We start from the raw sequence: 25,549 nt of genomic DNA on the forward strand, positions 1-25,549 counted from the left end.
CGTCAGTGCAGGGACACCTCGTTCTCGTTGTTGCGCTCCGCCGCGCGGCGGCTCATCTCCGTGAGCCAGGAGCGGGTGAGGGGCGTCTCGCTCTCGCTGCCTTTGTGCCGCTCCGGGGTGCTGTCCTGGGGCAGCCGCCGGTTGACGGCGTCCAGGACGCGCGCGGTGAGGTTGGGCGCCAGCGCGCGTCCCACCGCGCCCAGCTTCGCGGGCATGCCCACCAGCGCCTCCGCGTCACCCCGGCGGCAGGCTTCGATGATTTTACGCGCCACGCGCTCGGCGCTCATGGACACGCCCATCATCGAGTTGCTCACGTGGAACCACGCGTACTCCTTCTCGTGGTCGCCCTTGAAGCTCGCGTTGCGCGGGCTGCCCGTGCGGATGAGGGACGGGCACGCCGTCGTCACGCGGATGCCGTCCTGGGCCAGCTCCGTGCGCAGTCCGTCCGACAGGCCCACCAGCGCGAACTTGCTCGCGGAGTACGGCACCAGGTGCGGGATGCTCAGCTTGCCGCCCATGGAGGCCACGTTGACGATGCGGCCCTCGCCGCGCGCCTTCATGGCCGGCGCCACCGCGAGCGTCGTGTACAGCGGCCCCCACAGGTGGACGTCCACCGCCTCCTCGAAGTCCTCCAGCGTCATGGACTCCAGCGGGCCCACCATGATGACGCCCGCGTTGTTGATGAGCACGTCCACCGCGCCCCAATGCTCGTGGACCGCGCCCACCATCGCGTCCACCTGCACCTGGTCGCGCACGTCGCAGCGCAGGGTGAGCACCTCGCCGCCCATGCGCTCCAGGTCCGCGTGGGCGCGCTGGAGCGACTCGACGTCGCGTCCGCAGATGGCCACGCGCGCGCCCTCCTTCAGGAACATGCGCGCCATCACCAAGCCCAGCCCCCGGGAGCCTCCAGTGATGACGACCGTCTTGCCCTGGAAGTTGTAGCGCGGACGCAGCGCGCGCTTCAGCCCCACGACGGCCCCCACCCCGGCGGCCAGCGCGCCCAGGGAGAAGCCCCTTCGCTCGGTGTGTCGTCGGTCAGCCATGGTGCGACTCTCCTGGAGAGGGAAGGGTGGGGGCGCGAGGGGCTCAGGGATTGGAGGCCGCGACCTGGTCCTCCTGCTCTCGGGACACCTCTCCGTGGAGCGCGGGAGGCTCCTGGCCAGGCAGGTCCTTGAGCAGCGTGCGCACGCGGCGCACGGCGTCCTTGCCGCCGATGCGGTTCTTCAGCCGCCCATCCGTGCCGAAGAGGAGGAAGGCGGGGTGCTTGTCCACGCCGTAGGCCTTGGCCATGGAGCCGTCGTCCATGGCGATGGGGTAGCGCAGGCCGTGCTCGCGCGCGAAGCCCTCCACCTTGTTGGTGTCCCGGAGCTCCGTCTCGTTGTGGGTGACGTCCACGCCAATGACCTTCAGGCCCTTGGGCCCGTAGTCCACCACCCACTGGTTCACGGCCTCGAACTGCTTCGCGCAGTCCTCGCAGTCCATGGTCCAGAAGTGGAGGAGGACGGGCAGTCCGTCGAGCTCCGAGACGTGGACGGGGGCGTTCACCCACCCGCCATCCGGGTCCAGCAGCGTGAGCGGGATTTTCGTCGAGGCCATGCGAGCTCCCAATGCGAAGTGGAAAGCGCTTCAACGGGACGTGACTCAAGCTATGCATGCGCCACCGGTTGCTCCCGGCTGCGCGCCCGTCCGCTCGCCTGTCCGGCAAGGGCTGTTGGCCCGCTCCGCCCTCCGGTGGGCAGGCGGGCATGGAGGCCGTGAATGCGCATCCCCGACTTCGAACTGGAGCGGTACTTCGCGCGGTGGGAGTTCGCCGCGCCCTACCTCCTGTGCTCCTCCGACATCGAGGGCTGGCGCATGGCGGACCTGCTGGCGCTCGCGTCGCCGGAGGACCGCGCCCGCTGGGACGGGCTGACGCTCGGCTACACGGAGACGCCCGGCATGCCCGCGCTGCGCGAGGCCATCGCCAGCATGTACCCGGGCCTCATCTCCGAGGATGTCCTCACCTTCGCGGGCGCGCAGGAGGCGATGTTCGTCGCGATGAACGTCCAGTTGGGGCCCGGCACGCACGCCGTCGTCACCTGGCCGGGCTACCAGTCGCTCTACGAAGTCGCGCGCTCCGTGGGCGCGGACGTGACGCTGCTGCCCCTGCGGGAGGAGGACGGCTGGGCCCTGGACCTGGACGCGCTCACGGCGGCGCTGCGCCCGGACACGCGCATGGTCGTGGTGAACTTCCCGCACAACCCCACGGGCTCGCTGCCGGACCGCGCCACCTTCCAGAAGCTGTGCGCGCTGTGCGAGGCGCGCGGCATCCACCTCTTCTCCGACGAGGTGTACCGCCTGCTGGAGTACGACGCGAACGACACGCTGCCGCCCGCCGCGTCGTGTCTCACGAAGGGCGTGAGCCTGGGCGTGATGTCCAAGGCGTTCGGCCTCGCGGGCCTGCGCGTGGGCTGGCTCGCCACCCGGGACGCGGCGCTGCTCGCGCGCTGCCGCGCCTTCAAGGACTACACCTCGCTCTGCAACAGCGCCCCCAGCGAGCTGTTGTCCCTCATCGCGCTGCGCGCCCGTGAACGCGTGCTGGAGCGCAGCCGCGGCCTGCTCACCGCGAACCTCGCGCGGCTGGATGACTTCTTCGCGCGCCACGCGGACACCTTCCACTGGGTGCGCCCGCGCGCCGGCAGCGTGGCCTTCCCCCGTCTGCTGCGAAACATCCCGGTGGCTCGTTTCACTGAGTCACTGATTACCCGTGAGGGTGTGTTGCTGTTGCCGGGCGACGTGTATGGCTTTCCGGGCAATCACTTCCGGTTGGGGTTGGGACGCGCCAACCTGCCGGAAGCACTGGAGCGGCTGGAACGCTTCGTGCGAGACGGCGCCCTGGACGCGCTGGGATGACATCCAGAGCCGGCGCGTTGCGTCAGGGTTTTCACTGACGGCTGGACTTTCGGCTTATCGCCTTCATCTGAAACAACCCCTAGAGTGGTTGTCCCCTCGCCCGGCCTGGGGCCGTGCGGAAGCCCTCTCATCCCCCTGAGAGGCCAGGAGACACACCCCGATGAAGATGCTGATTGGCGCGGCCGTGACCGCCGCGACGCTGTTGGTGGGTACCGAAGCCGCCGCGACGAACTACACGCTGTGGATCCACGGCCGCAACGGCGGCAAGACGCAGGCGGGCAACTACGCCGACTTCAGCTACTGGGGGCCGTCCACCACCGCGGCGGGCGTGAACAAGAAGGCCGTCAACTGGAACGGCACGCAGCGCGTGGGCTCGGAGAACTACCGCATCCGCAACGCGCTGGACTGCTTCTGCACGGGCACGAACTCCTGTTACCTCGCCGTGCACAGCGCCGGTGACCTGCAGATTGGCTACGCGCTGTCGCTGTACGGCACCAGCACGCGGCAGGTGAAGAACGCCTCGCCCAACGCCAACGGCGAATGCGGCAACGTGGGCACCTCCACGCAGACGGGCTGGAACATCAAGTGGGTGGCCGTGGCGTCCGGCGCGGGCGGCGGCAGCGAGCTGGCGGACCACGGCGACTGGGCGGTGAGCGAGCCCCTGGTGAGCGACCTGGTCACCACCACGGCGCGCTCCATGTACAACCACAACGCCACGGCCAACGTGGAGTTCCTCATGTTCGCCGGCTCCAAGGGGACGCTGTACTCCGGCATCCTCCCGGGCCAGGACGACGAGGCGGTGGCCTACCACTCCACGGGCGGTGTCTCCGGCAGCAGCGGCGGCTCCTACTGCAACCCGGGCGACTGGTTCTGCGGCGGCACGCTCAACCTGCTCAAGAACGCGTGCAGCGACGGCCGGCAGAAGTGGAGCTTCCACTCCGTGTACCTCCGCGACGATGGTGAGTCGTACAACCACTACGCCAACGGCAACTGGGGCGGCATCGTCTCCAAGGTGCGCGAGTACATGGCCCAGTACGCGTACTAGAATGACGGCTTCCCCCGCCCCCTCCGGCGAAGCCCGCTCATGACACGTGAAGACGGCCCCATCCCCTCCTCCTCCCGGCTGCGCCACGGCCGGTGGTTGCTCGCCCTCGTGCCCCTGGTGTTCGTGGGCGGAGCGTTCTTCTGGTGGCAGGGAAGCGATGGGGCCGTAGCGCCGGAGGGCGCACCGAAGCCCACCTCCGCCCCGGTGTCCGACCCCCGCGAGGTGGCGCGGGCGCCGGCGGAGCGCTCCAGCGCGGCGATGGCGGCCGAGTCCGCCCCGCCGTCACTGCTCAGCCCGGAGGCCCGCGAACGCGAGGCCCGCCGCGAGCTGTGGCAGAAGCGGCTGGAGCGCGCGAAGCGCTCGTTGGAATCCTACGTGGCGGCCACGCGCTATCCGCCCGAGTCTCGGCCGAGCCGCGAGCATCCGGATCAACTGGAGCTGGCGGAGCCGGAGCGCACCCGGCCGCTGAGCCCCAAGGCCGCGGAGGACGGCACCTCCGACGTGCAGCTGCGGCTCAAGCAGGACAAGGTGTTCGTCGTCGGTGACGAAGCGGTGCTCTTCACCGTGGCGTGCGAGGACTCGCGCCGCGCGGCGCGCCCGTGCGAGGTGGTGTCCGCGATGGCGCACGAGGCGGACCACCTGGCGGACGCGGGCGGCGTGCCGGGCGTTCCGGTGACGTTCGTGGACTCGGGGCAGGGCGGCGACGCGGTGGCGGGTGACGGGATGCTCACCGGGCGCTTCCAGCCGTCGAAGCAGGGCTTCGCGATGTTCTCCGGCACGCTGCGCGTGGCCCTCCGCGTGCGCTCGGGTTCGCTGGAGGACTCGGCGTTCTTCGACGTGCTCTACACATCCGCGCCGCCGGCCACGTTCAGCGGCAGGGTGCGCGAGGTGCTGGAGGGTGGGTCGCTGGACCTGTACCTCCTCATCCAGGTCCGGAAGGCGGGGCGGTATGTGGTGTCCGGACGGCTGGACGACGAAGGCGGCGTGCCGTTCGCGGTGCTGTCGTTCAACGAGGAGCTGCAGGAGGGCTCGCAGGAGGTGAAGCTCAACGTCTTCGGCAAGGTCATCCGGGACGACAAGCCCACGTTCCCGCTGACCCTGCGCGACGTGGAGGGCTTCCTGCTCAAGGAGATGGGTGACCCGGACCGCGAGCTGATGGTCACGCTGCGCGGGCCCGTGCACACCACGCGCGAGTACACGCTCGAGCAGTTCTCGGATGCGGAGTGGAGGAGCCCCGAGCGCGACCGCTACAAGACCGAGCTGGAGAAGGACGTCATGGAGGCGCAGAAGCAGCTCGACGCCGCGCTCTCCGACAGGCCCGAGCCCTGAAGCGTCAGGGCCCGTTTGGGACTCGGCTCAGGACTCGAGCGGAGGCGGCGGAGGCGTCTGGGCCGCGTCGACCTCCACGAGGTCGGCGTCCTGCACATCCTCGATGTCCGCCGTCGCGTCAGCGGGCTCGGCGGCCACCACCACGCTGGGCTCCGGTTCGGAAGCCGCGTTCTTGCGGGCCTCGGCATAGGCAGCGGCGTAGGCGGCCTCGGCCTGGACGGCCTCCATCGTGAAGTCGTCCGCGTCCGCGAGGAAGTCATTGGACGAAGGGGCGCTCGGCGGCGCATCCGCTGACAGCGCCTCCGGCCCGCTGTCCTCCAGCGTGGCCAGGAACGCGCCCGAATCCTCCGGCGCACCAGACACCTCCAGGCCCTCCGCTTCTCCAGACGCATCCGGAGCCGCGTCGTCCATGTCCAGGTCGTCGCTCAGCGCGGCCAGCTCCTCGTCGCTGAGGCCGGACAGGTCACCGGACTCCAGGAGGAAGAGCAGGTCCTCCGCCTCCTTCGAGGAGGCGGTGCTCGGCATGGTGTCCAGGTTCTGGAGCTCCCACTCGGCCGCGTCGGGCGACAGGATGTCGGAGGGGTCCAGGGACGGATCCGCCGGCGAGGCCTCCGCGCGGCGCTCCGCCTGCTGGAAGTGGCGCGCCTGCATGAGCGGCGTGGACATCTGCGGCGTGCCCAGCCGCTGGGCGTACGCGGGCGCGGCGGCCTCGAAGGTGCTCTCCCCCGCGAAGGTGCGCAGGTGGGGGTTCTCCAGCAGCGCGGCCCGGGCCTCCGGGTCCTCCAGGCCCGACGCGCGCCCCCCGGCCTCCGAGGACGGGCCCGACGTCAGCCCCAGGTCCTCGAGCAGGGCACCTGCCAGGTCGCCGTCGGCGTCCGCCTGGAAGTCGCTCGAGTCGGAGAAGCCCCGCCGCACCGGCTCCACCGGCGTCATGGGCTGCTGCTGCACCGGGGCGGTGACCTCCAGCTCGGAGGAGATGGACCAGGCCCGGGACGTCGAGATGCCAGAACCCACTCGGCGGATGGATGTCATGGTTCTCCTCGGGTGGTGGCCCGCAGGTCGGGCAGCTCCTGCATTGTCCGCTGGGGCCGGCAGGAGTTGCTAGGGGGGCGCGAGTGGATCCCCATTGGCCACAATGCCCGATATCCTACCGGCGCCCATGACTCCCACCCTTGCTCCACACGTGGACGCCAGTCCCGCGTCCTCCCACGAGGCCCGCCCGGGCCTTCGGGGTGTCACGCCCGTTGAAAAGTCGCGGCGGGACGGGGTGGAGACGACCGCAACGTCGGTCCGCGGACAGGGGAGTGCGGGTGCGCGGCGAGAACGCGCACCCGGGCGTTCTCCAGAGGCGAGAACCCCATGGGGGAACCCCGGGCATGAAGCGACCGGGCCGTTGGCCTCCCGTTTGCTGACCGGGAGCCCAGCCAGGAGGCGGTGGTGATGAGATTCGAGTGCGCGGGGCAGACCCACATCGGGCGGCGCCCGCACAATGAAGATGCGTACTGCGTGCTGCCCGAACGCGGGTTGTTCGTCGTGGCGGACGGCCTGGGGGGACAGGAGGGCGGGGAGGTCGCCAGCCAGTGCGTGGTGGACACCTTCGCGGGGTTCAGCGACCGGCTGGACCGCGACCGCGACGGCACCTGGCCGGACGCGGTGGATCCCGCGCGAAGCCGCGAGGAGAACTACCTGGCCGCGTGCACGGCGCTCGCCCAGCGCACGTTGCGCGTGCGCCGCGTGGGCAAGCTCAAGGAGATGGCCTCCACGGTGGTGGCGCTCGCGGTGGGGGAGCGCAGCGCGGCGGTGGCCCATGTGGGCGACAGCCGCCTGTACCGCCTGCGCGAGGGCCAGCTGGAGTCGCTCACGCGCGACCACTCGCTCATCGAGGAGCTGCGCGCCGCGGGGCGCGAGCCGCCCGGCAATCCGGCCAACCTGCGCCACCTCATCACCCGCGCCCTGGGCACGGAGAACGCGGAGCCCACCGTGCAGTGGCTGGAGACGCAGCCCGGGGATGTCTTCCTCCTGTGCTCGGACGGCCTGTATGAGCCCCTGGGTCCAGAGGTGATGAAGGAGCAGCTGCACGCTCCCTCCGCCCAGGCCGCGTGTGACGCGCTCGTGACCGCCGCGTACGAGGCCGGTGGCCGCGACAACATCACCGCTGTCGTACTGCGCGTGGCGGCCTGAACGTCTACCCACCGCGTCACGCGCTGGGAGTGCGCGGATGATGAACCCCACAGGTCGGTCCTGACCGCCGACCCGACGCGATGGGTCCGCCCGGACGGGGGGAGTCACCCTGCACAGGGACTTCAATCCTTCTCATCTTCCAGGTTAATCTGGGGGCTCCCCCTCGCGTCTCCCTCCCCCCTCCGAGCACCCGTTGCGTATGACGCTCAGCCTTGCCGCGCGCCTGACCGCGGCCCTTACCGCCGTTGTCATCACCCTCACGCTGTTGACCGTGACGTTGATGGGGTTGTCGCTGCGCTCGCGCGTGGAGTCCGAAATGGCCTCCGCCCTGACGCGGGACGCGACCCGCTGGCAGGCGTTGAAGGACCAGGAGTTGCGCGTGCTGACGGAGTTGGGGCGCGTGGCGGCGGCCAACCCCGCGTTCACGGCGGCCTTCGCGGAGGACCATTCGGAGACGGACGCCCTGCTGAACGAGCACCGCACGGTGCTGGGCGTGGACCTGATGGCGCTGGTGGGCGTGGACGGGACGGTGCTCGCCTCCTCCGGTGAGCGGACCCTGCCGGGCATCGAGAAGGTGGTGCGCCAGAAGGGACAGGTGGTGCTGCCGGCCACGGGCGTGCCCCTGTTCGCGGTGGCGCAGCCGCTCCAGTCCAACGGCGTGCCGGTGGGCTTCCTCGTGGTGGGCGCGGAGCTGGGCGGAGAGGAGCTGCGCCGCCTGGGCGAGGGGAGCGAGGACCTGGAGGCGTTGCTGCACGCGGGGCCTCGGCTGGTGGCGAGGTCGGTGCACGCGGTCCAGGCGAAGGCGCTGTTGGCCGCGGCGGGCGCGGGCGGAGCGAACGGCGCCGAGGTGGACGTGGGCGGCGTGTCGCTGCACGTGTCGCGGGTGGAGGTGGGCGAGGGCCTGGAGCTGGTGCTGGCGCGCGGCGCTCAGGCGGAGTGGGCGCGGATGCGCGCCACGCTGATGGAGGTGTTGGGGCTGGGGCTGTTCGTGGCGCTGGTGGCGGGCGGGGGCGTGTTCCTGCTGGTGCGCCGGATGATGGCGCCCCTGGGCGCGCTGACGGCGGCGGCGGCGCGGGTGGTGGCGGAAGGAGACTTCAGCAGCACGTTGGACATCCACTCCAAGGATGAGATTGGCCAGCTGGCCTTGTCCTTCGGGGACATGATGGCGCGGCTGCGCGCGGTGCTGATGGCGCTGAAGAACTCCGCGCACGAGCTGGAGGCGACGGCGCTGGAGCTGGCGAACTCCGCGTCGGACCAGAACCTGGCGGTGACGCGGCAGGCGGCGGCGCTGCACCAGACGCAGATCGCCGCGCGGCAGCTCCAGGAGAGCTCGCGGGCGGCTGCGCGGCGGGCCACGGGCGTGCTGCGCGACGCGGAGAAGGCGGGCGCGGTGGGGCAGGCGGGCGAGTCCGCGGTGGCGGGCAGCGTGGGCGGGCTCACGCACATCCGTTCGCAGGTGGAGCGCATCTCCAACACGGTGTCGGAGCTGCGGCAGAGCACGCGGCAGGTGGGCGACATCACCGGCACGGTGAAGGACCTGGCGGACCAGTCCAACGTGCTGGCGTTGAACGCGGCCATCGAGGCGGCGCGCAGCGGCGAGGCGGGCCGGGCGTTCGCGGTGGTGGCCCGGCAGATGCGCTCCCTTGCGGACCAGTCCGCGACGGCGACAGCGCGCGTGCAGTCCATCCTGGCGGACATCGGCCGCGCCATCTCCGAGGCGGTGCAGACGAGCGAGGGCGGCACGCGCGAGGTGGAAGGTGGCCTGGAGCAGGCGCGCGCGGCGGGAGAGAGCCTGCGAGCGCTGGCCGAGGTCATCCAGAACAACAGCGTGTCCGTGAAGAGCATCGCGGACATGGTGAGCCAGCAGGACGCGGGCATCGCGGAGCTGTTCGCCGCGCTGAGCGACCTGACGCGGCTGGCGGATGAGACGGTGGAGCGCGTGGCCACGAGCGCCGTGGCCGCCGCGCGCCTCACCACCGCGTCCCACGAGGTCAGCAACATCGTGGAGCAGTACCGCCTGTGACGCCGTGAAGGCGTCGGGCCAGTGACGGCCCGGCGCGCGGGAGCCCGCGATACCGCACGGCGTATCGCTCCACTCGAACGGTGACGCCGGGCACGTGACGGCCCGGCGCGCGGGAGCCCGGCGCTACGCCGCCTCGCCGCCGTCGATGGCGTAGGCCGCGCCGGTGATGGGCGCCGCCGCCTCCGACGCGAGGAAGAGGCACATCGCGGCCACCTCCTCCGGCTGGATGATGCGGCCCATGGCGCTCATCGCGGCCAGGGCCTCACGGGCCTGTTCCTCGCTGCGGCCTGTCGTCTTGGTGATGGCGGCCGTCGCGCCCGCGAACATGTCCGTCTCCACCCAACCCGGGTTCACGATGTTCACGGTGACGTTCTTGCGCGCGTACTCCACCGACAGCGCGCGCGTCAGCCCCAGCAGCGCGTGCTTGGACGCGCAGTACGCGGACGTGTACTTCGCCCCGCGCGTCGCGGTGATGGAGCCGATGTTGATGACCCGGCCGCCGGCCGCGGACGCCATCGCCGGCATCAGTTCGCGGCACAGCAGGAAGGGCGCCGTCACGTTCACGGCCATCACCTTCGCCAGGTCCGCCGTGGACGTCTTCGTCAGCGGCGCGGACACGGTGATGCCCGCGTTGTTCACCAGCACCCGGGGCGTGCCCGCAGCCAGCACGGTCTTGCACGCCGCGAGCAACGCGGACTCATCCGCCACGTCCACGGTGAGCGTGCGGATGCGCTCGCCGCCTTCCTTGCGCAGCGCCTCCAGCGACTCCGCAGAGCGCGCCATCGCCCAGACGTCGTAGCCCTCGCGCGCGAACGCCAGGGACACCGCGCGGCCAATGCCCCGGCTGGCGCCCGTCACCACCACGCTCTTCGTCGTCTCGTTTGCCATGGCCGGACAGCATAGGGCCCTGCACGCGGGACCGGGCGGAAGGTGCATGGCGAAATGCATCAATTGCGCTTCCGGGGACTCTTCCAGACATCAACCACTGCATCGGAGTTCCCTGCACATGAAGACCTTCACGCGTGGCCTGCTGGCCACCTCCTGTCTGATGTTCGCGTCCACGTCCGCCCTCGCGGCAGCGCCCACCGGCCGCGCCAACCCCCGCCTCCTGGGCACGCGCGCCATCGTCGCGTGCGACGCCGTGGAGAAGTCGTGCGGCGTGGCCAGCATCTCCTTCCCCTCGGGCATCAGTGGCCTGGTGCCCTACGGCCGCCCGGATGTGGCGGTGGCCTCCATGTTCTATCCCTCGGTGGATGACGCCGAGGCGATCATCGCCCGCACCGACGCGGGTGACACGGCCCAGGCCGCCGTCGACTACGTCTTCACCGTGGATCCGTACGCGGACTACCGGCAGCTCGCCGCGGTGAAGCTCAACCCCGACGGCACCATCACCGTGGGCCAGCAGACCGGCGCGGAGAGCGCCTCGCAGCGCTGCGCGGTGAAGGGCGCCACCTTCGTGGTGCAGGCCAACAACCAGACCACCGCCACCATCTGCGCCGCCATGGCGACGGGCTTCCAGCAGGCCACGGGCAGCCTGCCGCAGCGGCTGCTCGCGTCGCTCAAGGCGGGGGCCAAGGTGGGCGGTGACAACAACGGCGAGCGCTCCGGCGTCATCCGCGTCTGGAGCTCGGAGAACGAAGCGGTCTTCTACACGAAGGTGCTCGCGGACGCCGTCGTGCACGGCAGCAAGCACGCGCTGAAGGAACTGGACGTGGAGATGAACCGCTACCAGGCGGGCGTCGCGGCGCCATATGCGTCGGACCTCATCTCGCTCGACAAGGAGACGGCGAAGGTCGTGAAGCGCGTGCTGCACAAGCTCGGGTACTACGACGGCCGCATGGATGGGAGCTGGAACGATACCGCCGAACAGGCGCTGTATGACTTCAACTGGAACAACAGCTTCTTCCTCAAGCCCACCGTGGTGGTGAACGGCCAGCGGAAGATCGACGGTCCGCTGGTCAACTTCATGCGCGACGCGGACCTGGAAGCGCTCGCGCCCGCGACGCACTGAGGCACCGGTGGTTTGACGGCTCCCGCATGGCGACGTCAAGCTCGCCGCCATGCCCCGCGCCGACATCACCGACCTGTTCCGCATCGACGACCTGCTGTCCGCCGAGGAGAAGGCCGCTCGCGACGCGGTGGCCCGCTTCGTGGACGCGGAGGTGCTGCCCATCATCGGCAAGCACTTCCGCGACGGCACCTTCCCCGCGCACCTCATCCCGGGCCTGGCGGAGCTGGGCGTGCTGGGCGCGAACCTCCAGGGCTACGGCTGCGCGGGCATGAACACCGTCAGCTATGGCCTGGTGTTGCAGGAGCTGGAGCGCGGTGACTCCGGCCTGCGCAGCTTCGCGTCCGTGCAGGGCTCGCTCTGCATGTTCCCCATCCACGCCTTCGGCAGCGAGGAGCAGAAGACGCGCTTCCTGCCGGGCATGGCGAAGGGACAGCTCATCGGCTGCTTCGGCCTCACCGAGCCCGACTTCGGCTCCAACCCCGGCGGCATGCGCGCCCGCGCCCGGAAGGACGGCGACAGCTGGGTGCTCAACGGCACCAAGGCGTGGATTACCAACGGCTCCATCGCGGACGTCGCGGTGGTGTGGGCGAAGACGGACGAGGGCGGCCCGGAGTCCGTGCGCGGCTTCCTGGTGGAGAAGGGGATGCCCGGCTTCAGCGCGCGGGAGATTCCCGGCAAGTTCTCCCTGCGCGCGTCGCGCACCAGTGAGCTGTCCTTCCAGGACGTGCGCGTGCCGGACCGCAACGTGCTGCCCGGCGTCGTGGGCCTGCGCGGTCCGCTGTCGTGCCTCAACAACGCGAGAGCAGGCATCGCGTTCGCGGTGACGGGCGCGGCCATCGCGTGCTTCGAGGGCGCGCGCGAATACGCGCTGTCCCGCACCCAGTTCGACGGCAAGTCCATCGCCGGCTACCAGCTCACGCAGGAGAAGCTGGCGGACATGCTCCAGGAGATCGTCAAGGCGCAGCTGTTGAGCCTGCGGCTCGCGCGCCTCAAGGACGAGGGCAAGAGCAACCCCGTGATGGTGAGCCTGGCCAAGCGCAACAACGTGAAGAGCGCGCTCGACATCGCCCGCGTGGCCCGGAGCATCTACGGGGCCAATGGCATCACGGACGACTACCCGCCCGTGCGCCACATGCTGAATCTGGAGAGTGTCTTCACCTACGAGGGCACCCACGAGGTGCACACGCTGGTGCTGGGCAAGGCCATCACCGGCATCGACGCGTTCGGCTGAGACGAGCGCGGACGTCGGGTGGAAGCCGCGCCTCCCCTCGCTCCCGGATGGGAAGGAGGGGAGGGCACGGGAAGGAACATCAGGACTGGGGGCTGCCTTCGCCGTTCGGCTCGGAGGCCGGCTCGCCAGGGGACTCGGACGACGGCTCGGACGTGGTGGCCTCGGCGGACGCCTCGCCCTCCTCGGCACCTTCCGCGGAGGCTTCGGGCTCGTCGGCGACTTCCGGCGCGGTGCCGGAGGCCTCGGCGGCCTGCTGCGCCTTGAGCTCCTCGTCGTTCATGAAGCCGACGGGGTTCTCCTTGCGGTTGAAGAAGCGCACGGCCTTGGCGGACAGCGCGTACATCTGCTCGGCCGCGGCGGAGGGCACCAGCGAGTGCTCGATCTGCGCGGGCTCCGGACGCTCCACCACGCCCAGCTCGCCGTCCTCCAGCTGCTTGGCCTGGGCGGGGCTCAGCTCCATTCGGCGCAGCTTTCCCTTGCGCGTCATGAAGTAGAAGGCCGTCTCGCCCGGCTCCTGGGGCACCTGGGCGCCGAGCACCAGCTCGCGCAGGGCGCGGTCCAGCTCCACCTGCTTCTTGGACTCGGCGCGCTGGTAGGCCTTGGAGCCCGGCATGGGCGGCAGCTTGGGGATGGGCTTCTCCGTGGGCGTGCCCGGACGCGCGTTCGCGCCGAACCCTCCCTGGGGACCGCCCCGGAAGCCTCCGCCGCCCTGACGCGGCGGACCGCCCGCACCGTGGCGCGGGGGACCTCCGGCGCCTCGCGGCGGACCGCCACCGCCCTCGCGGCGCGGCGGACCTCCGCGGTCATCACGGCGCGGCGGGCCTCCGGCTGTCCGATTCTCATCACGTCCGCGAGGGGCCGGGGCGCGTGGAGCGCTCCCCCGGCTGTCCTCCTGGCGCCTTGGCGCCGAGGGCGTGGAGTCGGACTTCTTGGCCTCCTCCTCGGAGACGAGGCCCGCTTTCAACAACTTGTCTCGCAGGTTCTGCATGGGTTGGGCGTTCTATCCCTTGCACGGCCGCACGCAAGCCACCGCTTGCCGCTCCTGTCCCCCCCACGTAACTTGCCGCCCCCGCCGTCGTGGTCGTGGAGGTTCCGTGAGAAGTCTGTCGAAGTCCGCCGCCCTCGCCCTGGTCCTGGCAGCCACTGGCTGCTCAGACCCCGTCGACAAGGCGGCAAAGGCCCGCATCTTCTCGGCGGAGGACCCGCCGAAGGTGGTGGCCTCGGCGAAGGAGAAGCTGCCGCCGGAGGACGTCGCGGACAACCCCCAGGTCTCCCGCCGCATCCTGGGCATGGACGCCGCGGAGGTGACCGAGCGGCTGGGCCCGCACTTCTTCCAGTCCACCCTCAGCTACGAGTGGGCCGGCCCCAACGGGAACAACCCCGTGAAGCTCACGGAGACGCGCTCCTTCCGCGCGGGCCCCGGGGGCGTCAACGGCGACTTCCACGGCGTCCTGGAGAACTCCCGGGACCAGGGCCTGGAGGTGATGCGCGTGAAGGGGCAGGTGTTCGCCCGCAACCGCTACGGCCCGTACCGCCAGCGCCTGCGCGACCGCGGCATGGCCGAGCGCACCCGCACGGAGCTGACGGGCGCCATCCGCGACTTCGACAGCCTCTTCCAGGGCCGCATCAAGCTCACCCCCGCGGGCACCGTCACCCACGAGGGGCGCACCGCGTGGAAGTACAACGTGTCCCTGGGCTCGCCCCTGGAGGGCGGCACGCCGAAGAAGATGCCCGCCGCCTTCACGCCCAAGAACGCGGACGAGACGACGAAGCGCCGCGCCAACTTCTTCTCGCACCGGCTGCCGCGCTCGCTGGAGGGCGAGGTGCTGGTGGACTCGGTGACCTCCGTCGTCCTCAAGGCCCGGCTGGACGGGCGCATCGGCGTGCCCCAGGAGAAGACCCCGGAGGCCGCGGAGCTGCGCATGACGCTGGAGTCCTCCCTGACGGAGATTGGCAAGGACCCCTCGCTGCAGCCGCCCCAGGACTTCCTGCCGGACGCGGACAAGCCCCAGGGCATCGCGGACGCCATGGACCACTTCGGCATCCCGCGCACCAAGGCCGGGGACTCGCCCGCCACCCCGGGCGCCGCGGCCGGCGCCCCCGAGCCGGAAGACGAGGCCGAGGGCAACTGACTCAACCCCGCTGCGCTCATCCGAGCCTCCAGGCCGTTGGAAGCCCTACGGTTTCCGGCCTGGCGGCTCGGAGGGGGAGCGCGGCCCTCGGGGGCTGTGACGGCCGTGTCCTGCACGGGCCGCCGCCCCCGCCCGGGCCTTCCCGCAAGTGCCTGACGCTGCTGGGGAATCCCCCTGGCCCTGGCCTTGCTCTCACGGGAGGCCATGTTCCGCTCCGCCCTCCCCCTGGCATGTGCCGGGCTCGCACTCCTGGCGACCCCGGCCCTCGCCGAACCCGTCCGCAACCTGGGCATCACCGTCGCACCGCTGGGGGCCTACGTGCTCCAGGGCGACGCGGAAAAGGTGCGCACGGTGGGCTACAGCGCGGGCCTGGGCTGGGCGTACCGCAAGCCGGGGGCGGTGCTGGAGGTGGGCGGCCACCTGGCGTCCAGCCGGCACCTGACGGAGGTGACGCCCATGTCCGTGCGCGTGGTGCCCCTGGGGGACACCCGGGTGCGGCCCTTCCTGGGAGTGGGGGCCAGCATGCTGGTGCCCCACTCACGCCCCCAGCCGGTGGCCCCGGACGCGCTGGGCAGCCGGGTGCTCCAGCTGGGCTTCGAGCTGTGCGGCGGCGTGGGGGTGGAGCTGGGGGAGAACCTCTTCCTCTCCGCCGAGGCGCGCTACCAGAACTTCTCCGCCAGGGGCTCCCCTTTCTCCGGGGAGCGACAGAGCTTGCGCTCCACGTTCCTGGGTCTGGGGATGCACCTGTAGCTGTAGCGGGTGGGGCGGGTCGCTACAGACTGGCAGCGGCCTGTTGGAAGAAATTTTGACGGCCCTCTTGCGTCCTCTACAATCCTCGTCGGTTGCGGCCCAGACGCATCTGACATGCTCGGGTGTTCAGGCGTGCACAACGAAGGGAGCGGAGATGGAGCGCAAGGTCGGAAGTAGCACGTTGACCGCGAAAGAGGTCAAGGCGGCGCTGGAGAAGTCCACCACGCTGACGGCCGAGGAGGAGAAGGCCCTGCGCATGCGCCATGGCGCGGGCGCTCCCAGCAAGAGCGCGCCGCTGCCCCGCGCCGCGGGTGCGAACGCGGAGCTGGCGGATGAGCTGCTCGTCATCGAGATGCAGCTGATGAAGGCGATGCGCGCGCGCACGGCGGCCAAGGCCACCAAGGCGCCCGCCGCGGTCCCCACCCGCGAGGCTCCGGCCAACGCGGCGAAGGACAAGATCGTCCGCGCGCTGCGCGCCAAGAAGAAGTAGGGGGCCGTACTCCCTACTGGTTGAGGATGGCCACGAGGCGCGCTCCCGCCTCGGGCAGCGCCAGCGGCGTGCCCGAGACCTCCGTGGCCAGTCCCTCCGCGTCGGCGGCACCGCCGCGCGCGAAAAGCCCCTTGAGCCAGGTGAAGGCGGAGGGGTTGCGCCAGAAGTCCTCGTTGAACCGCTCCAGCAGGTGCGCGGTGAGCCGGGTCTCCAAGGCCCACGCCCGCAGGTAGCGGGTGACGTAGAGCTGCGAGTCCACGTCGTGCAGGAAGAAGCCCGGGTGCGGCTGCGCGAAGAGTGCGCGGCGCTGGCCGTCGGCGTACTCGTCCGCGCGGTCGGCGGAGGCGCCCTTGGTGCTGAGGGACAGCTCGTAGGACAGCTTCGCGCAGTGGCGGCGCAGCACGGCCAGGGCCTGGAAGGCGCCCATGCGCACGACGTCCTTCGTCGTGCCGGACGGCAGGCCCAGGTAGCGCTTGAGCCAGGGCGGGGACAACAGCAGCCGCTCGAAGGTGGCGGCGTACGCTTCCGTCACGGAGGCGTCGCCCAGGCGGCGCAGCTCCATGGGGGCGTCCGCGTCCACGTGGGCCAGGTGCCACGCGTGGCCCAGCTCGTGGAGCAGGTCGCCCAGCGCGTCCATGCCGCCGCGGGGCTGGACGACCAGCCGGATTTCGTCGGGCACGCGCACGGCGGCGACGAAGGGGCGTGACGCCTTGCCGGGGCGGGACTCGTCGTCCAGGCGGATGCGGCCGCCGGCCTCGGGGTGGAGGCCCCAGTCGGACAGCCAGCGCATCACGGCGGGGACGGTGTCCTCGCGGCGGAAGTGCGCGTCCATCCACGGGGCGCGCAGGGCGTGCTGCACGTCATGGCGCCGCGCCTCTCCGCCGGGCAGCGGGCGCAGGGTGGGCTCCAGCTTGCGCAGCACGTAGGCCAGCACGTCGCGGTAGGCGTCCTCGGTGCGCTTGAGGGTCTCCGCTGCGGCCTCGGCCAGCTTGCCCGCGTCGATGCCGGTGACGTCCTGGCGCAGCGAGGGGTAGTCGGGGAAGCCCAGCACCTCCGCGGCCTGGAGGGTGGCGTCGCGCCGGTCTCCATAGGGACCCCGGTGGTCCCAGAGGAAGTTGCCGGCGCCGCGCTCCAGGAGGGCGCGGCGGGAGCGGTTGGACTCGCGCGGAATCTGGGACAGGGCCTGGGCGAGGGACAACGTCGTGTCGTCCGCGGGGATGTGGGAGCGGGCCTCCAACGCGACGACGGCGTCCGCCGCGGGCAGGGCGAGCGACTCCTCCACCTGGGTGGCGATGATCTCGCGCACCAGCCGGATGCGGCGGACGGCGACGGGGTCGTCCTTGCCTTGCGCACGGGCGAGCGCCTCGTTGGCTGCGGCGAAGGTCTCCGGCGAGGACAGCTCCGGGAAGGATGCGTAGAGGCGCGCGACAGGGAGGTCCGGGGAGAGTCCGGCGCCGTAGCGGTACTGGAGGGTGGCCAGCTCGGCGAGGAAATCATCCAGCCGCGACCGGACGGAGTGCAGGGGGCGGTCCATGGCGGCGCGGAAGGTAACAGGAAGCCCGCGTCAGGGCAGGGAGCACGCGCATAGAGTGTCTCGCCATGTCCTCTGCCTCCGTTGCCCGGCCGCATGCCCCCCTGGAGTCCCTCCTCGAAAGGGGCGGCGCGCGATGAAGCGCCGGACGTTCCGGGCGGAAGGGGCGCACGTGGGGCGCGCCCTGGTGGAGGCGGTGGCGGCGGAGCTGGCGCTGCCGGTGGCGGACGTGCGGCGGCTGGTGGACGTGGGCGCCGTGTACGTGGCGGGGCGGCGTGCGCGGGACGGGGCCGTGAAGCTCCAGGCCGCGCAGGTGGTGACGGTGGTGCTGGAGGAGGCAGGACAGAGCCCGCTGGAGGTCCCGAAGCCCGCGGTCCCCCTGCGCGTGCTGTTCGAGGACGAGGACGTCATCGCGGTGGACAAGCCCGCGGGCCTGAACGCGCAGCCCACGGAAGGCCGCGTGGGCGGAAGCCTGGTGGACCTGGTGAGTGAGTACCTGGGTCGGCAGGCGGGGTTGGTGCACCGGTTGGACCGGGAGACCTCCGGGGTGACGGTGTTCGGCAAGACGGCCGCCGCCACCTCCGCGCTGGCCGAGGCGTTCCGGGAGGGCACCGCGCGCAAGCGGTACCTCGCGGCGACGGGTCCGGGACTTCCGGCGGGCGGTACGGTGGACCTGCCCCTGTCGAAGGACCCATCGCGGCCGGGGCGCTGGCGGGCGACCCGCGCGGCCAATGGCGTGCCCGCGTGGACGGACTACCGGACGCTGTTCGCGGGGGAGGCGTTCAGCCTGGTGGAGCTGCTGCCCCGGACGGGCCGCACGCACCAGCTCCGGGCGCACCTGACGGCGCTGGAGCACCCCATCCTGGGGGACTCGCGCTATGGCGGCGAGGGGAGCGCGGGGGGCCTGATGGCGCCGCGGTGCCTGCTGCACGCGCACGCGCTGGAGCTGGGGCATCCGCGCACGGGCCATCCGCTGCGGTTGGCGGCGCCGGTGCCGGACGACCTGCGGGCGTTCTTCGAGTCGGCGGGCGTGCGCGTTCCAGAGGGGCCCATCGTGGCCGCGGACGCGTCTTGAGAACCTGGAAAACCCGGGCCCTGTGCTCGCGGACAGGATGCCCCCGTCGCGCGCATCGTGTGTAGACTGGGGGCTTCATGGGTGGCGGGAGACACGGCAAGGGCCCACGGACGCCGGAGCCCTCCCTTCGCGGAGCGGAGTTGGGCTCGCGAGGAGAGGACGTGCGAGGCGCGGTGGCCCGGATCTGCCGGGACGCTGCTCGGCTGCTCCTGGAGGGGCAGGCGGCGCGGGCGTATTCCGGCCTGGTGTCCGCCAGCCGTTCTCTCCCGATGACGCCCCGGCTCGCGGCGGTGCTGGTGCGGTGCGCGCTGAAGGCGGGTACGGAGCGCGCGGTCATCACCCTGCTGGACGCGGCGATGGTGACGGAGCGGGGCGAGGTGCGCCGCGAGGTCCGCCGTCAGCTGTCGCGGGTGTTGCGGCGCACGGGACAGGAAGCGCGCGCCGCGGCGGTGCTCAACGGGTTGTTGATGGACGCGCCCGACGACGCCAGGGCCCGCTTCGTGCTCGACGTGCTGCGCGAGCGGGTGGCGAAGGCGAAGTCGGTGCCGTCGCCGCAGCTCCCGGCGGAGGACGAGGAGTCCCGGACGAAGACCGTGGAGGTGTCCGCGCTGGCGCTGTCGGATCCAGAGCTGGGCAACACGGTGGTGGAGATGCCGGTGGTTTCGGTGCCGGCCGCGCCAGCGTGGGCTCCCCGGGCCGCCACGGTGCAGGTCCCGCTGGGTGAGTGGGCGGAACAGGCACGGCCGGCGTCGCGAGGGCCGGAGTTCCCCTGGGATGACGACGGGCCGGGCAAGGCCCGGGTGGTGACGCCACCGAGGGGCGCGAGGACCGTTCCGGAGCCGGTGGGTGTCGCGCAGGATGCTGGCGAGAAGGCACCGGACACGGTGCGCCCTGGAGCCGCGGTCGTGGGGGCGTCTGACATTCCGGCGTCAGCCGCTGCTGCCTCGGGTGCATCGCCGTCCGTGGATGAAGCGCCTCGGGTGGAGAGCGCTGCTGGCGAATCGAATGCTTCGTCGTCAGGGAACGCCTCGGATGCGCCCGCGTCCGTCGTCGCGCCGTCAAGCGCATCGCCGTCCGCGACGGTGCCTGAGCACGTCATCGCGGCGTTGAGCGCATTGATGTTGTCGGGCTCGGCAAAGGCGCCTGAGCGCATCGAAACGGCACCGTCGTCAGCGGAGGCGGCCGAGCACGTCGGTGGAGCAGCACCCTCGAGTGAGACGCAGACGCCACTGCTCCCGGACACGGCGGTAGCGTCCGAAGTGAAGGCCGTTGCGTCGACGACCGAAGCGTCGTCGTCGGATGCGGTGCGGACGCCCGATGAGAAGGTTGAGGTGTCGACGCCTGCTGCCGCGCCACCCGCCTCGCCGGTATTCGAGTCGACGCAGGTCTTCGGCAAGAAGCTCGAGGAATCGCCGCCTGCCGATGCCGCACTCGACGAGAAGCCCGCGCCACGGAACCCATCCGAGGAGACCCCGGCCGCGATAACGGCGGCACCCTCGAAGACCTCCGCTCCTGACGCGTCGGCATCGGAGCGGATGGAGTCGCGTTCGCCTGGCGCGGTGCTGGTGCCGGGTGCACCTTCCAAGGCTTTCGACGAAGACGAATCGACGTCGGAGATCGTCCCACCACGTCCTTCCGAACCGGCCGCTGAAGCGCAAGCCAAGGCATCCAGCGAGAACGCATCGGCCTCGAAGAATCCGTCCCCACGCCAGCCGGATGCGGACGAAGCGACGTCGGAAGTGAACCCTCCGCGCCCGTCCAGCGCGGTGCTGGTGCCGGGTGCGCCAGCGATGGCGTTCGACGACGACGAGGCGACCTCGGAGATCATCCCGCCCGAGCGTGCCGAAGCGGAGAAGGGCGCTTCCGCGTCAACGCAGTCCCGTGATGGGAAGCCATCCGCTCCGCGACGGGCTTCCGTGCTGGTCCCCGCCACTTCGAAGCCCGCGTTCGACGAGGAGGAATCGACTTCGGAAGTCGTCTTCCCGCAGGCGGATTCCACCGCGCAGGCCGCCCCCGCGGCGCCCCGGCGCGACTCCACGCGCGTCCCCTCGGTGAAGCCCTCCGAGTCCCCGGCTTCGGATGCACCTGCTTCGGCACGCACCGCGGACGAGGGCTCGGAGCGGGCCCAGTCCCAGCGGCAGGAGGCCCAGCTCATCGCGCGCAGTGCCTGGCGCGAGCTGGCCCAGCTGTACCTCAAGCGCGCGGACCGCGCGAAGGACGCACCCGAGCGCGCCGAAGCCCTGACGCGGCTCGCGGAGGTGATGGAGAACGAGCTCCAGGACTCCGCGGGCGCCGCGCGCATGTACCGGGAGATCGTCGAGCTGACCGGTGAGCGCACCGCGTTGCGTGAACAGGTCCGGCTGTTGTCGCAGCGGGAAGACGCCTCGCTCGTGCGCCGTGCGCTCGATGACGCGATCTCCCGGGCGAGGACCTCGCGGGCCCGCGCCGTGGCCCTGCTGACGCGAGGCGAGCGGCAGCTGAACATGGGCAACCCCGCGAAGGCGCGCGAGGACTTCGAGGCGGCGGATGCGCTCGTGGCCGGAATGCTGCCCGTGCTCGCGGGGCTGGTGCGCAGCGTCTCCGACGACGAGCGCTTCGCCCAGGTCGAGCGTCTGCGCGCCGCCTGTGCCGCCGCGCCGCGCCGCGCGCCGGATCGCCTGGAGGCGCTGCGGGTGCTCGCGAAGACCGCGGAGGAGTCCCTGGGAGACCTGCGCATCGCGCAGTGGGCCTGGGCGGAGGTGCTCGCGGAGAGCCCGGACAATGAGCAACCCCGGGAGCACCTGCTGGCGCTCGCGCGCCGCCTGGGAGACCTGCCCGCGCTGAGTGCGTTGCTGCACGCGCAGCTCGCCCGCGAGCCTCGGGGGCCGGCCGCGCGCAAGGCGCACCTGGAGCGCATCGCCACGCTGGAGGCGATGGGCGACGCGGGCGCGGCCCTGGCGGAGCTGCGCCAGGCCGTGCGCTTCGAGCCGGGGCACAAGGAAGCCTGGCTGCTGCTCGCGGACCGCTGCACCGAGCGCGAGCAATTTGGCGAAGCCGCCTGGGCGCTGGAGAACGCGGCCACCGCGACGGAGGACGACGAGGAGCGCCAGCACACGTGGGAGCGGCTCGCGCTCTTCTGCCGCGAGGTGCTGAACAACACCGAGAAGGCCCGCCTCTACGCGCGCCGCGCCGACAGTCTGCGCAAGTCCCGCGAGCAGCGCACCCGTCCGCCGTCGCCGGAGCCCACGCGTCCGGCGTCCTCGCAGGCTGGCGGGGTGCCGCCGCCGTCGGTGCTCGTCGCTCCGCCGGTCGCCACGGGCCGGGTGCCTGCTGCGAAACAGCGCAAGGACCTGTCCGACGAGGTGACATCCAACACGGATGTCCCGTCGCTGCTCCAGGCGGAGGAGGCCGCGTCCGCCAACGCATCGGAGAAGCGCTCGGCCGGGGCTTCAGGAGCCAGCGCGGCTTCGCGCAAGGGACGCGGCAACGCGGAAGCGCAAGTCGGCTCGACGAACACGGCGGGCGAGGAACTCGAAGCGGCTCCTGGCAACAAGAAGCGGGGGCGCGCAGGGGCTCGGAGTGACACGGCCGAGCGCGCGTCGCGGAAGGAGTCAGAGCGAGGCGCGGGAGCGTCTCCATCCGCGTCGCAGCCTGGGAAGGCCCCCTCGGGAAGCCATGCTCCGGTCGCGAGCGCCGCCAAGGCCCCGTCAGGACGGCACGCGTCGGTAGGAGATACCGCCCAGGGAACAGAAGCGCAGCGTCGCCCCGCATCCGGGAAGGCTCCGGTGGGAAGCCCTGTCTCCCTCGCGGACACCGTGCCGGGCGCGGAGGTCGACCTCCCGCCCAAGGCCCCTTCGGGACGTCACGCTCCAGCGAGCGCCGCATCGTCCTCCACGGAAGCACCTCGGCAACCCAAGGCGCCCTCGGGACGTCATGCGCCGGTAGGAACCGCACCGGTCCCTACGGAAGCCGCACGCCAGTCGAAGGTCCAGTCCGGCAGCCACGCGCCGGTTGGTAGCTCAGCGCCGGGCGCGGACGCCACGCGCCAGCCGAAGACTCCGTCCGGTCGTCACGCTCCCGTAGGCGCAACGGCATCCAGCGCGGACGCCACGCGCCAGCCGAAGGCGCCGTCCGGCCGTCACGTCTCGGTCGCGAGCACGCCACCGGAAGCGGAGCCACCCCGTCGCGCAGCGAAGGCGCCAGCGGAGAGCCCTGTCTCCCTCGCGGAGTCCGCCCCCGCTCCCAGCGGCATGTCTCGGGCCGCGAAGCCGTCTCGCGGCGGCTCGGCCCAGGAACCCGGCCCGACACCGGACGCCGCAGCCTTCGCGCCCGACCGCAAGCCGCGAGCCGCCACGGCGCCTCCGCGCGAAATGACCACGGCCTTCGGGGCATCGCTCCCGCCGGACGCGGAGCCCGAAGCCCCAGCGTCGCGCAAGGCCGCCACCGCCGCGCCCCCCCCCGAGGACCACGCGCGCTCCTCCAAGAACGCGGGCACGCAGGTCCGCGAAGCCCCGTCCCGCGTGGAACGCGCCCCGCGCGCCGGACACGCGCCCCGGGTCCCTCTATCCGCCAGCGGCGTGGAGCCCCCCGCCGCCCCCCGCGCGCCGCTGTCCGCCAGTGGCGTGGAACCTCCAGCCCCCGCGCCGCGCGCCATGGCCGGAGCCTCGCGCTCCGTCGTCCCTCCCGCGAAGGGCCGCGGTGCTCCCGAAGCTCCGCCCGACATCCCGCTCCTCAGCCAGATTCCCTCGGAGGACGAAGACGAGGACGCCCAGGAGCTCGGCGCCGGGCCCGTGGAGGCCACGAGCGTCATCGCGTGGGAAGCGCCTCCCGGCCGCATGGACCCGGTGCGCCGCATCCACCGCGCCGGTCGTCCCGAAGGCACCGTCTCCGGCCCGGCCCCCACGCGTCCCCAGGCCAGTGGGCGCCCCACCGTCGGCTCCACCGAGACCCGCGAGACGCCCGCCGCCGTCCCGGACGTCGAGCCCCCCGCGGACTCCACCTCCGCGGAGCCCATCGTCTTCAAGCTCGTGCGCGAGAGCCCGCTCGACCCGAAGCCCTATCGCGGCCTCGTGGACCACTTCGACCAGCGCGGTGACGCCACCCGCGCCGCGCTCATGCGTGAGCTCGCCGACGCACTGGAGGGCCGCGAAGTCCCCGCGCCCCGCGTGCTGCGCGCGCCCCTCACCAACCAGGAGCGCGCCGGCCTGCGCCACCCAGGCCTGCGCACCCCGTCCGGAGAGCTGCTCGCGTGCGTGGGCATCGCGCTGTGCCGGCTGTTCCCGTCGCCCGCTCGCATCGCCAACACCACGGAGCCCCTGCGCGCCTCCTCCGGTCCGGGCGCCGCCGCCGTGCTCGACGCACTGAACAGCACCGCGCGCCTGCTGGGCGTGCCCCTGCCGGAGCTCGTCGCGGGCGACGACGACAGCGCCAACATCACCCCGCTGCACACCTCCGCCCCGCGCCTCGTCGTGGGCCGGCAGCTCGTGCAGCAGCCCCCCACCAACGCCGAGCTGCGCTTCCACGCCGGCCGCGCGCTGTTCTCGCTGTCACCGGACCTGCTCGCCCTGCGCGCCCTGCGCAAGGACCACCTGCTGCGCGCGCTCGCACTGTTGTCCTCCGTCCTCAAGAACCCCAAGGACGCCGGCGACGACGCTCGCGTGGTGCGCGAGTCCCTGTCCCCCAGGGCCCTGGAGCGCGCCGCCCTGCTGATGGAGCCCGGCACCCGCGACTTCGACGCGAACCTGCTCGTCGCCGCCGCGCGCGACTCCGCCAACCGTGCGGGGCTCGTCGCCTGCGGAGGCCCCGGGCCCTCGCTCACCGTGCTCCGGGCCCGCCGCCCCAACGATTCAGAACTGGAGGAACTGGTCCGCTTCGCCGCCTCCGAGCGCTACCTCGCCCTGCGCGACGCCGTCGAAGCGGGCCGCGGCCGTTAGAGCGGCTTCGCCTGGAGGCGCCTCAGTTCACCAGCAGCCGCAGCGTGAGCGACAGCACGCGCCCGTTCAGCCCGCCCAGGTCGTGCTCGTACGCCAGGTCCAAGCCGCCGCCGCCGGGCGACAGGAAGCCCGCGCCCACCGTCACGCGCGATATCTTCTGGAAACCGTCGTACGTGTAGCCCGCGCGCAGCGGAATCGTCTGGTCGAAGATGTACTCCGCGCCGGTGTTGTACGTGAGCACCGTCGAGTCGCGCGTCTCGAAGTCCCCGCGCATGTCGAACGCCACCACCACCGCCTGCCCCACGTAGGCCGCGTGCGCGGAGAAGTAGCGCGTCAGCTCCACGTTCTCCGTGTCGATGAGGTTGTGCCCCGACACGCCCAGCGACAGCTGCTCGCTCAGCCGCACGAGGATGCCCGCGTCCATCGTGATGGAGTTGGCGAAGCGCGACTGGCCATTCAGTCGCAGGTAGTGCCCCGACAGGCCGATGAGCAGCGACTGCCCCAGGGGCAGCGCCGCGCCCAGCGTGCTCAGGTTCGCGGACGTACGCCCTCCGCCACGCCCCAGCGAAAGCCAGTGGTAGTCCACGCCCAGCGCCAGCCGGCCGCTGCTGGAGTCCGCCAGGCTGATGCCCAGGTAGCCCTCCTTGTTGCGTGGGTCGTACGCACCCGTGCCCTCGATGCGGTAGGCCGGGTACAGCGCCATCGCCGCCGGATTGCCCAGGAGTGCATCCGCACCCAGGCCCGTGGCCCGGTAGGCGCCGCCCATGCCCAGGGACCGGGCACTCGCGATGTTGCGCAGCTCATCGGCCCGTTCGGTCGTGGCGGCTCGGGCGAGGAAGGGGACCACGGAGAGCGTCAACGACAGGGCGGCGGCGATGGCACGGAGCGGCATGGCACCGGGGAATCTATCCGGCTTGCTGGGGTTCTGGGCCACCAATAGATTCCCC

General features: G+C 71.9%; 19 protein-coding genes. 12 read left to right on the forward strand and 7 right to left on the reverse strand.

Annotated elements, in window-relative coordinates:
* Nucleotides 1-2 precede the first annotated feature (2 nt).
* Both GTZ93_RS06005 and GTZ93_RS06010 read right to left on the reverse strand, forming a co-directional pair.
* On the reverse strand, nt 3-1,043 hold the full coding sequence (locus tag GTZ93_RS06005; protein ID WP_139915401.1) for an SDR family NAD(P)-dependent oxidoreductase: 1,041 nt from the start codon (nt 1,041-1,043) through the stop codon (nt 3-5).
* A 43-nt stretch (nt 1,044-1,086) separates the two neighbouring features.
* Complete coding sequence (locus GTZ93_RS06010; protein ID WP_120577759.1) at nt 1,087-1,596, reverse strand: peroxiredoxin family protein; 510 nt, start codon at nt 1,594-1,596, stop codon at nt 1,087-1,089.
* Between the two features lie 162 nt (nt 1,597-1,758).
* On the opposite strand from GTZ93_RS06010, the gene GTZ93_RS06015 reads away from it, so the two are divergent.
* The 3 genes from GTZ93_RS06015 to GTZ93_RS06025 all read left to right on the forward strand — a co-directional run bounded on the left by GTZ93_RS06015 (nt 1,759) and on the right by GTZ93_RS06025 (nt 5,266).
* Nucleotides 1,759-2,892 carry an aminotransferase class I/II-fold pyridoxal phosphate-dependent enzyme gene (locus GTZ93_RS06015; protein WP_139915400.1) on the forward strand — a complete coding sequence of 378 codons (1,134 nt, stop codon included), beginning with the start codon at nt 1,759-1,761 and terminating at the stop codon, nt 2,890-2,892.
* A gap of 160 nt (nt 2,893-3,052) precedes the next feature.
* On the forward strand, nt 3,053-3,937 hold the full coding sequence (locus GTZ93_RS06020; RefSeq protein WP_126932785.1) for a hypothetical protein: 885 nt from the start codon (nt 3,053-3,055) through the stop codon (nt 3,935-3,937).
* A gap of 39 nt (nt 3,938-3,976) precedes the next feature.
* On the forward strand, nt 3,977-5,266 hold the full coding sequence (locus tag GTZ93_RS06025) for a hypothetical protein (RefSeq protein ID WP_139924019.1): 1,290 nt from the start codon (nt 3,977-3,979) through the stop codon (nt 5,264-5,266).
* 27 nt (nt 5,267-5,293) lie between these two features.
* On the opposite strand, the gene GTZ93_RS06030 is transcribed toward GTZ93_RS06025, so the two are convergent.
* Nucleotides 5,294-6,298: a hypothetical protein gene (locus GTZ93_RS06030; protein WP_139924018.1), complete on the reverse strand. Its 1,005-nt coding sequence runs from the start codon at nt 6,296-6,298 to the stop codon at nt 5,294-5,296.
* Nucleotides 6,299-6,706: 408 nt separating this feature from the next.
* Between GTZ93_RS06030 and GTZ93_RS06035 the strand changes: the two genes are divergently transcribed.
* Nucleotides 6,707-7,447: a PP2C family protein-serine/threonine phosphatase gene (locus GTZ93_RS06035; RefSeq protein ID WP_126932783.1), complete on the forward strand. Its 741-nt coding sequence runs from the start codon at nt 6,707-6,709 to the stop codon at nt 7,445-7,447.
* 199 nt (nt 7,448-7,646) lie between these two features.
* The gene (locus GTZ93_RS06040; protein WP_121755481.1) at nt 7,647-9,470 is read left to right on the forward strand and encodes a methyl-accepting chemotaxis protein; all 1,824 of its coding nucleotides are present in this window, start codon (nt 7,647-7,649) and stop codon (nt 9,468-9,470) included.
* 123 nt (nt 9,471-9,593) lie between these two features.
* Here GTZ93_RS06040 and GTZ93_RS06045 read toward each other — a convergent pair whose 3' ends face one another.
* Nucleotides 9,594-10,358 carry an SDR family NAD(P)-dependent oxidoreductase gene (locus tag GTZ93_RS06045; protein ID WP_139920758.1) on the reverse strand — a complete coding sequence of 255 codons (765 nt, stop codon included), beginning with the start codon at nt 10,356-10,358 and terminating at the stop codon, nt 9,594-9,596.
* Nucleotides 10,359-10,476: 118 nt separating this feature from the next.
* Between GTZ93_RS06045 and GTZ93_RS06050 the strand changes: the two genes are divergently transcribed.
* Together GTZ93_RS06050 and GTZ93_RS06055 are read left to right on the forward strand one after the other, a co-directional pair.
* Entirely contained in the window at nt 10,477-11,481 is a 1,005-nt protein-coding gene (locus GTZ93_RS06050) for a DUF1028 domain-containing protein (protein ID WP_139920760.1), read from the forward strand.
* A 49-nt stretch (nt 11,482-11,530) separates the two neighbouring features.
* Complete coding sequence (locus GTZ93_RS06055; protein WP_139920762.1) at nt 11,531-12,712, forward strand: acyl-CoA dehydrogenase family protein; 1,182 nt, start codon at nt 11,531-11,533, stop codon at nt 12,710-12,712.
* Between the two features lie 79 nt (nt 12,713-12,791).
* Here GTZ93_RS06055 and GTZ93_RS06060 read toward each other — a convergent pair whose 3' ends face one another.
* A complete protein-coding gene (locus GTZ93_RS06060; protein WP_139920764.1) occupies nt 12,792-13,700 on the reverse strand; it encodes a DUF2058 family protein in 909 nt (302 codons plus the stop codon).
* A 106-nt stretch (nt 13,701-13,806) separates the two neighbouring features.
* Here GTZ93_RS06060 and GTZ93_RS06065 point away from each other — a divergent pair, with 106 nt between their 5' ends.
* From GTZ93_RS06065 to GTZ93_RS06075, 3 genes are all read left to right on the forward strand, one after another.
* Nucleotides 13,807-14,844 carry a hypothetical protein gene (locus GTZ93_RS06065; RefSeq protein ID WP_139920766.1) on the forward strand — a complete coding sequence of 346 codons (1,038 nt, stop codon included), beginning with the start codon at nt 13,807-13,809 and terminating at the stop codon, nt 14,842-14,844.
* A gap of 204 nt (nt 14,845-15,048) precedes the next feature.
* A complete protein-coding gene (locus GTZ93_RS06070; protein ID WP_120575911.1) occupies nt 15,049-15,594 on the forward strand; it encodes a hypothetical protein in 546 nt (181 codons plus the stop codon).
* Between the two features lie 154 nt (nt 15,595-15,748).
* Nucleotides 15,749-16,084, forward strand: a complete 336-nt coding sequence (locus GTZ93_RS06075) for a hypothetical protein (protein WP_120575912.1) — start codon at nt 15,749-15,751, stop codon at nt 16,082-16,084.
* A 13-nt stretch (nt 16,085-16,097) separates the two neighbouring features.
* Here the strand turns inward: GTZ93_RS06075 and GTZ93_RS06080 are convergent, their stop codons facing one another.
* Entirely contained in the window at nt 16,098-17,618 is a 1,521-nt protein-coding gene (locus tag GTZ93_RS06080) for a peptidase M3 (RefSeq protein ID WP_139920768.1), read from the reverse strand.
* A 133-nt stretch (nt 17,619-17,751) separates the two neighbouring features.
* Here GTZ93_RS06080 and GTZ93_RS06085 point away from each other — a divergent pair, with 133 nt between their 5' ends.
* Both GTZ93_RS06085 and GTZ93_RS06090 read left to right on the forward strand, forming a co-directional pair.
* Entirely contained in the window at nt 17,752-18,690 is a 939-nt protein-coding gene (locus tag GTZ93_RS06085; RefSeq protein ID WP_139920770.1) for an RluA family pseudouridine synthase, read from the forward strand.
* Nucleotides 18,691-18,851: 161 nt separating this feature from the next.
* Entirely contained in the window at nt 18,852-24,602 is a 5,751-nt protein-coding gene (locus tag GTZ93_RS06090) for a hypothetical protein (RefSeq protein ID WP_222595312.1), read from the forward strand.
* A 22-nt stretch (nt 24,603-24,624) separates the two neighbouring features.
* On the opposite strand, the gene GTZ93_RS06095 is transcribed toward GTZ93_RS06090, so the two are convergent.
* A complete protein-coding gene (locus tag GTZ93_RS06095) occupies nt 24,625-25,494 on the reverse strand; it encodes a PorV/PorQ family protein (RefSeq protein WP_126934963.1) in 870 nt (289 codons plus the stop codon).
* Between the last annotated feature and the right edge of the window lie 55 nt (nt 25,495-25,549).

Source organism: Corallococcus exiguus (assembly GCF_009909105.1).
GTDB classification, from domain to species: domain Bacteria; phylum Myxococcota; class Myxococcia; order Myxococcales; family Myxococcaceae; genus Corallococcus; species Corallococcus exiguus.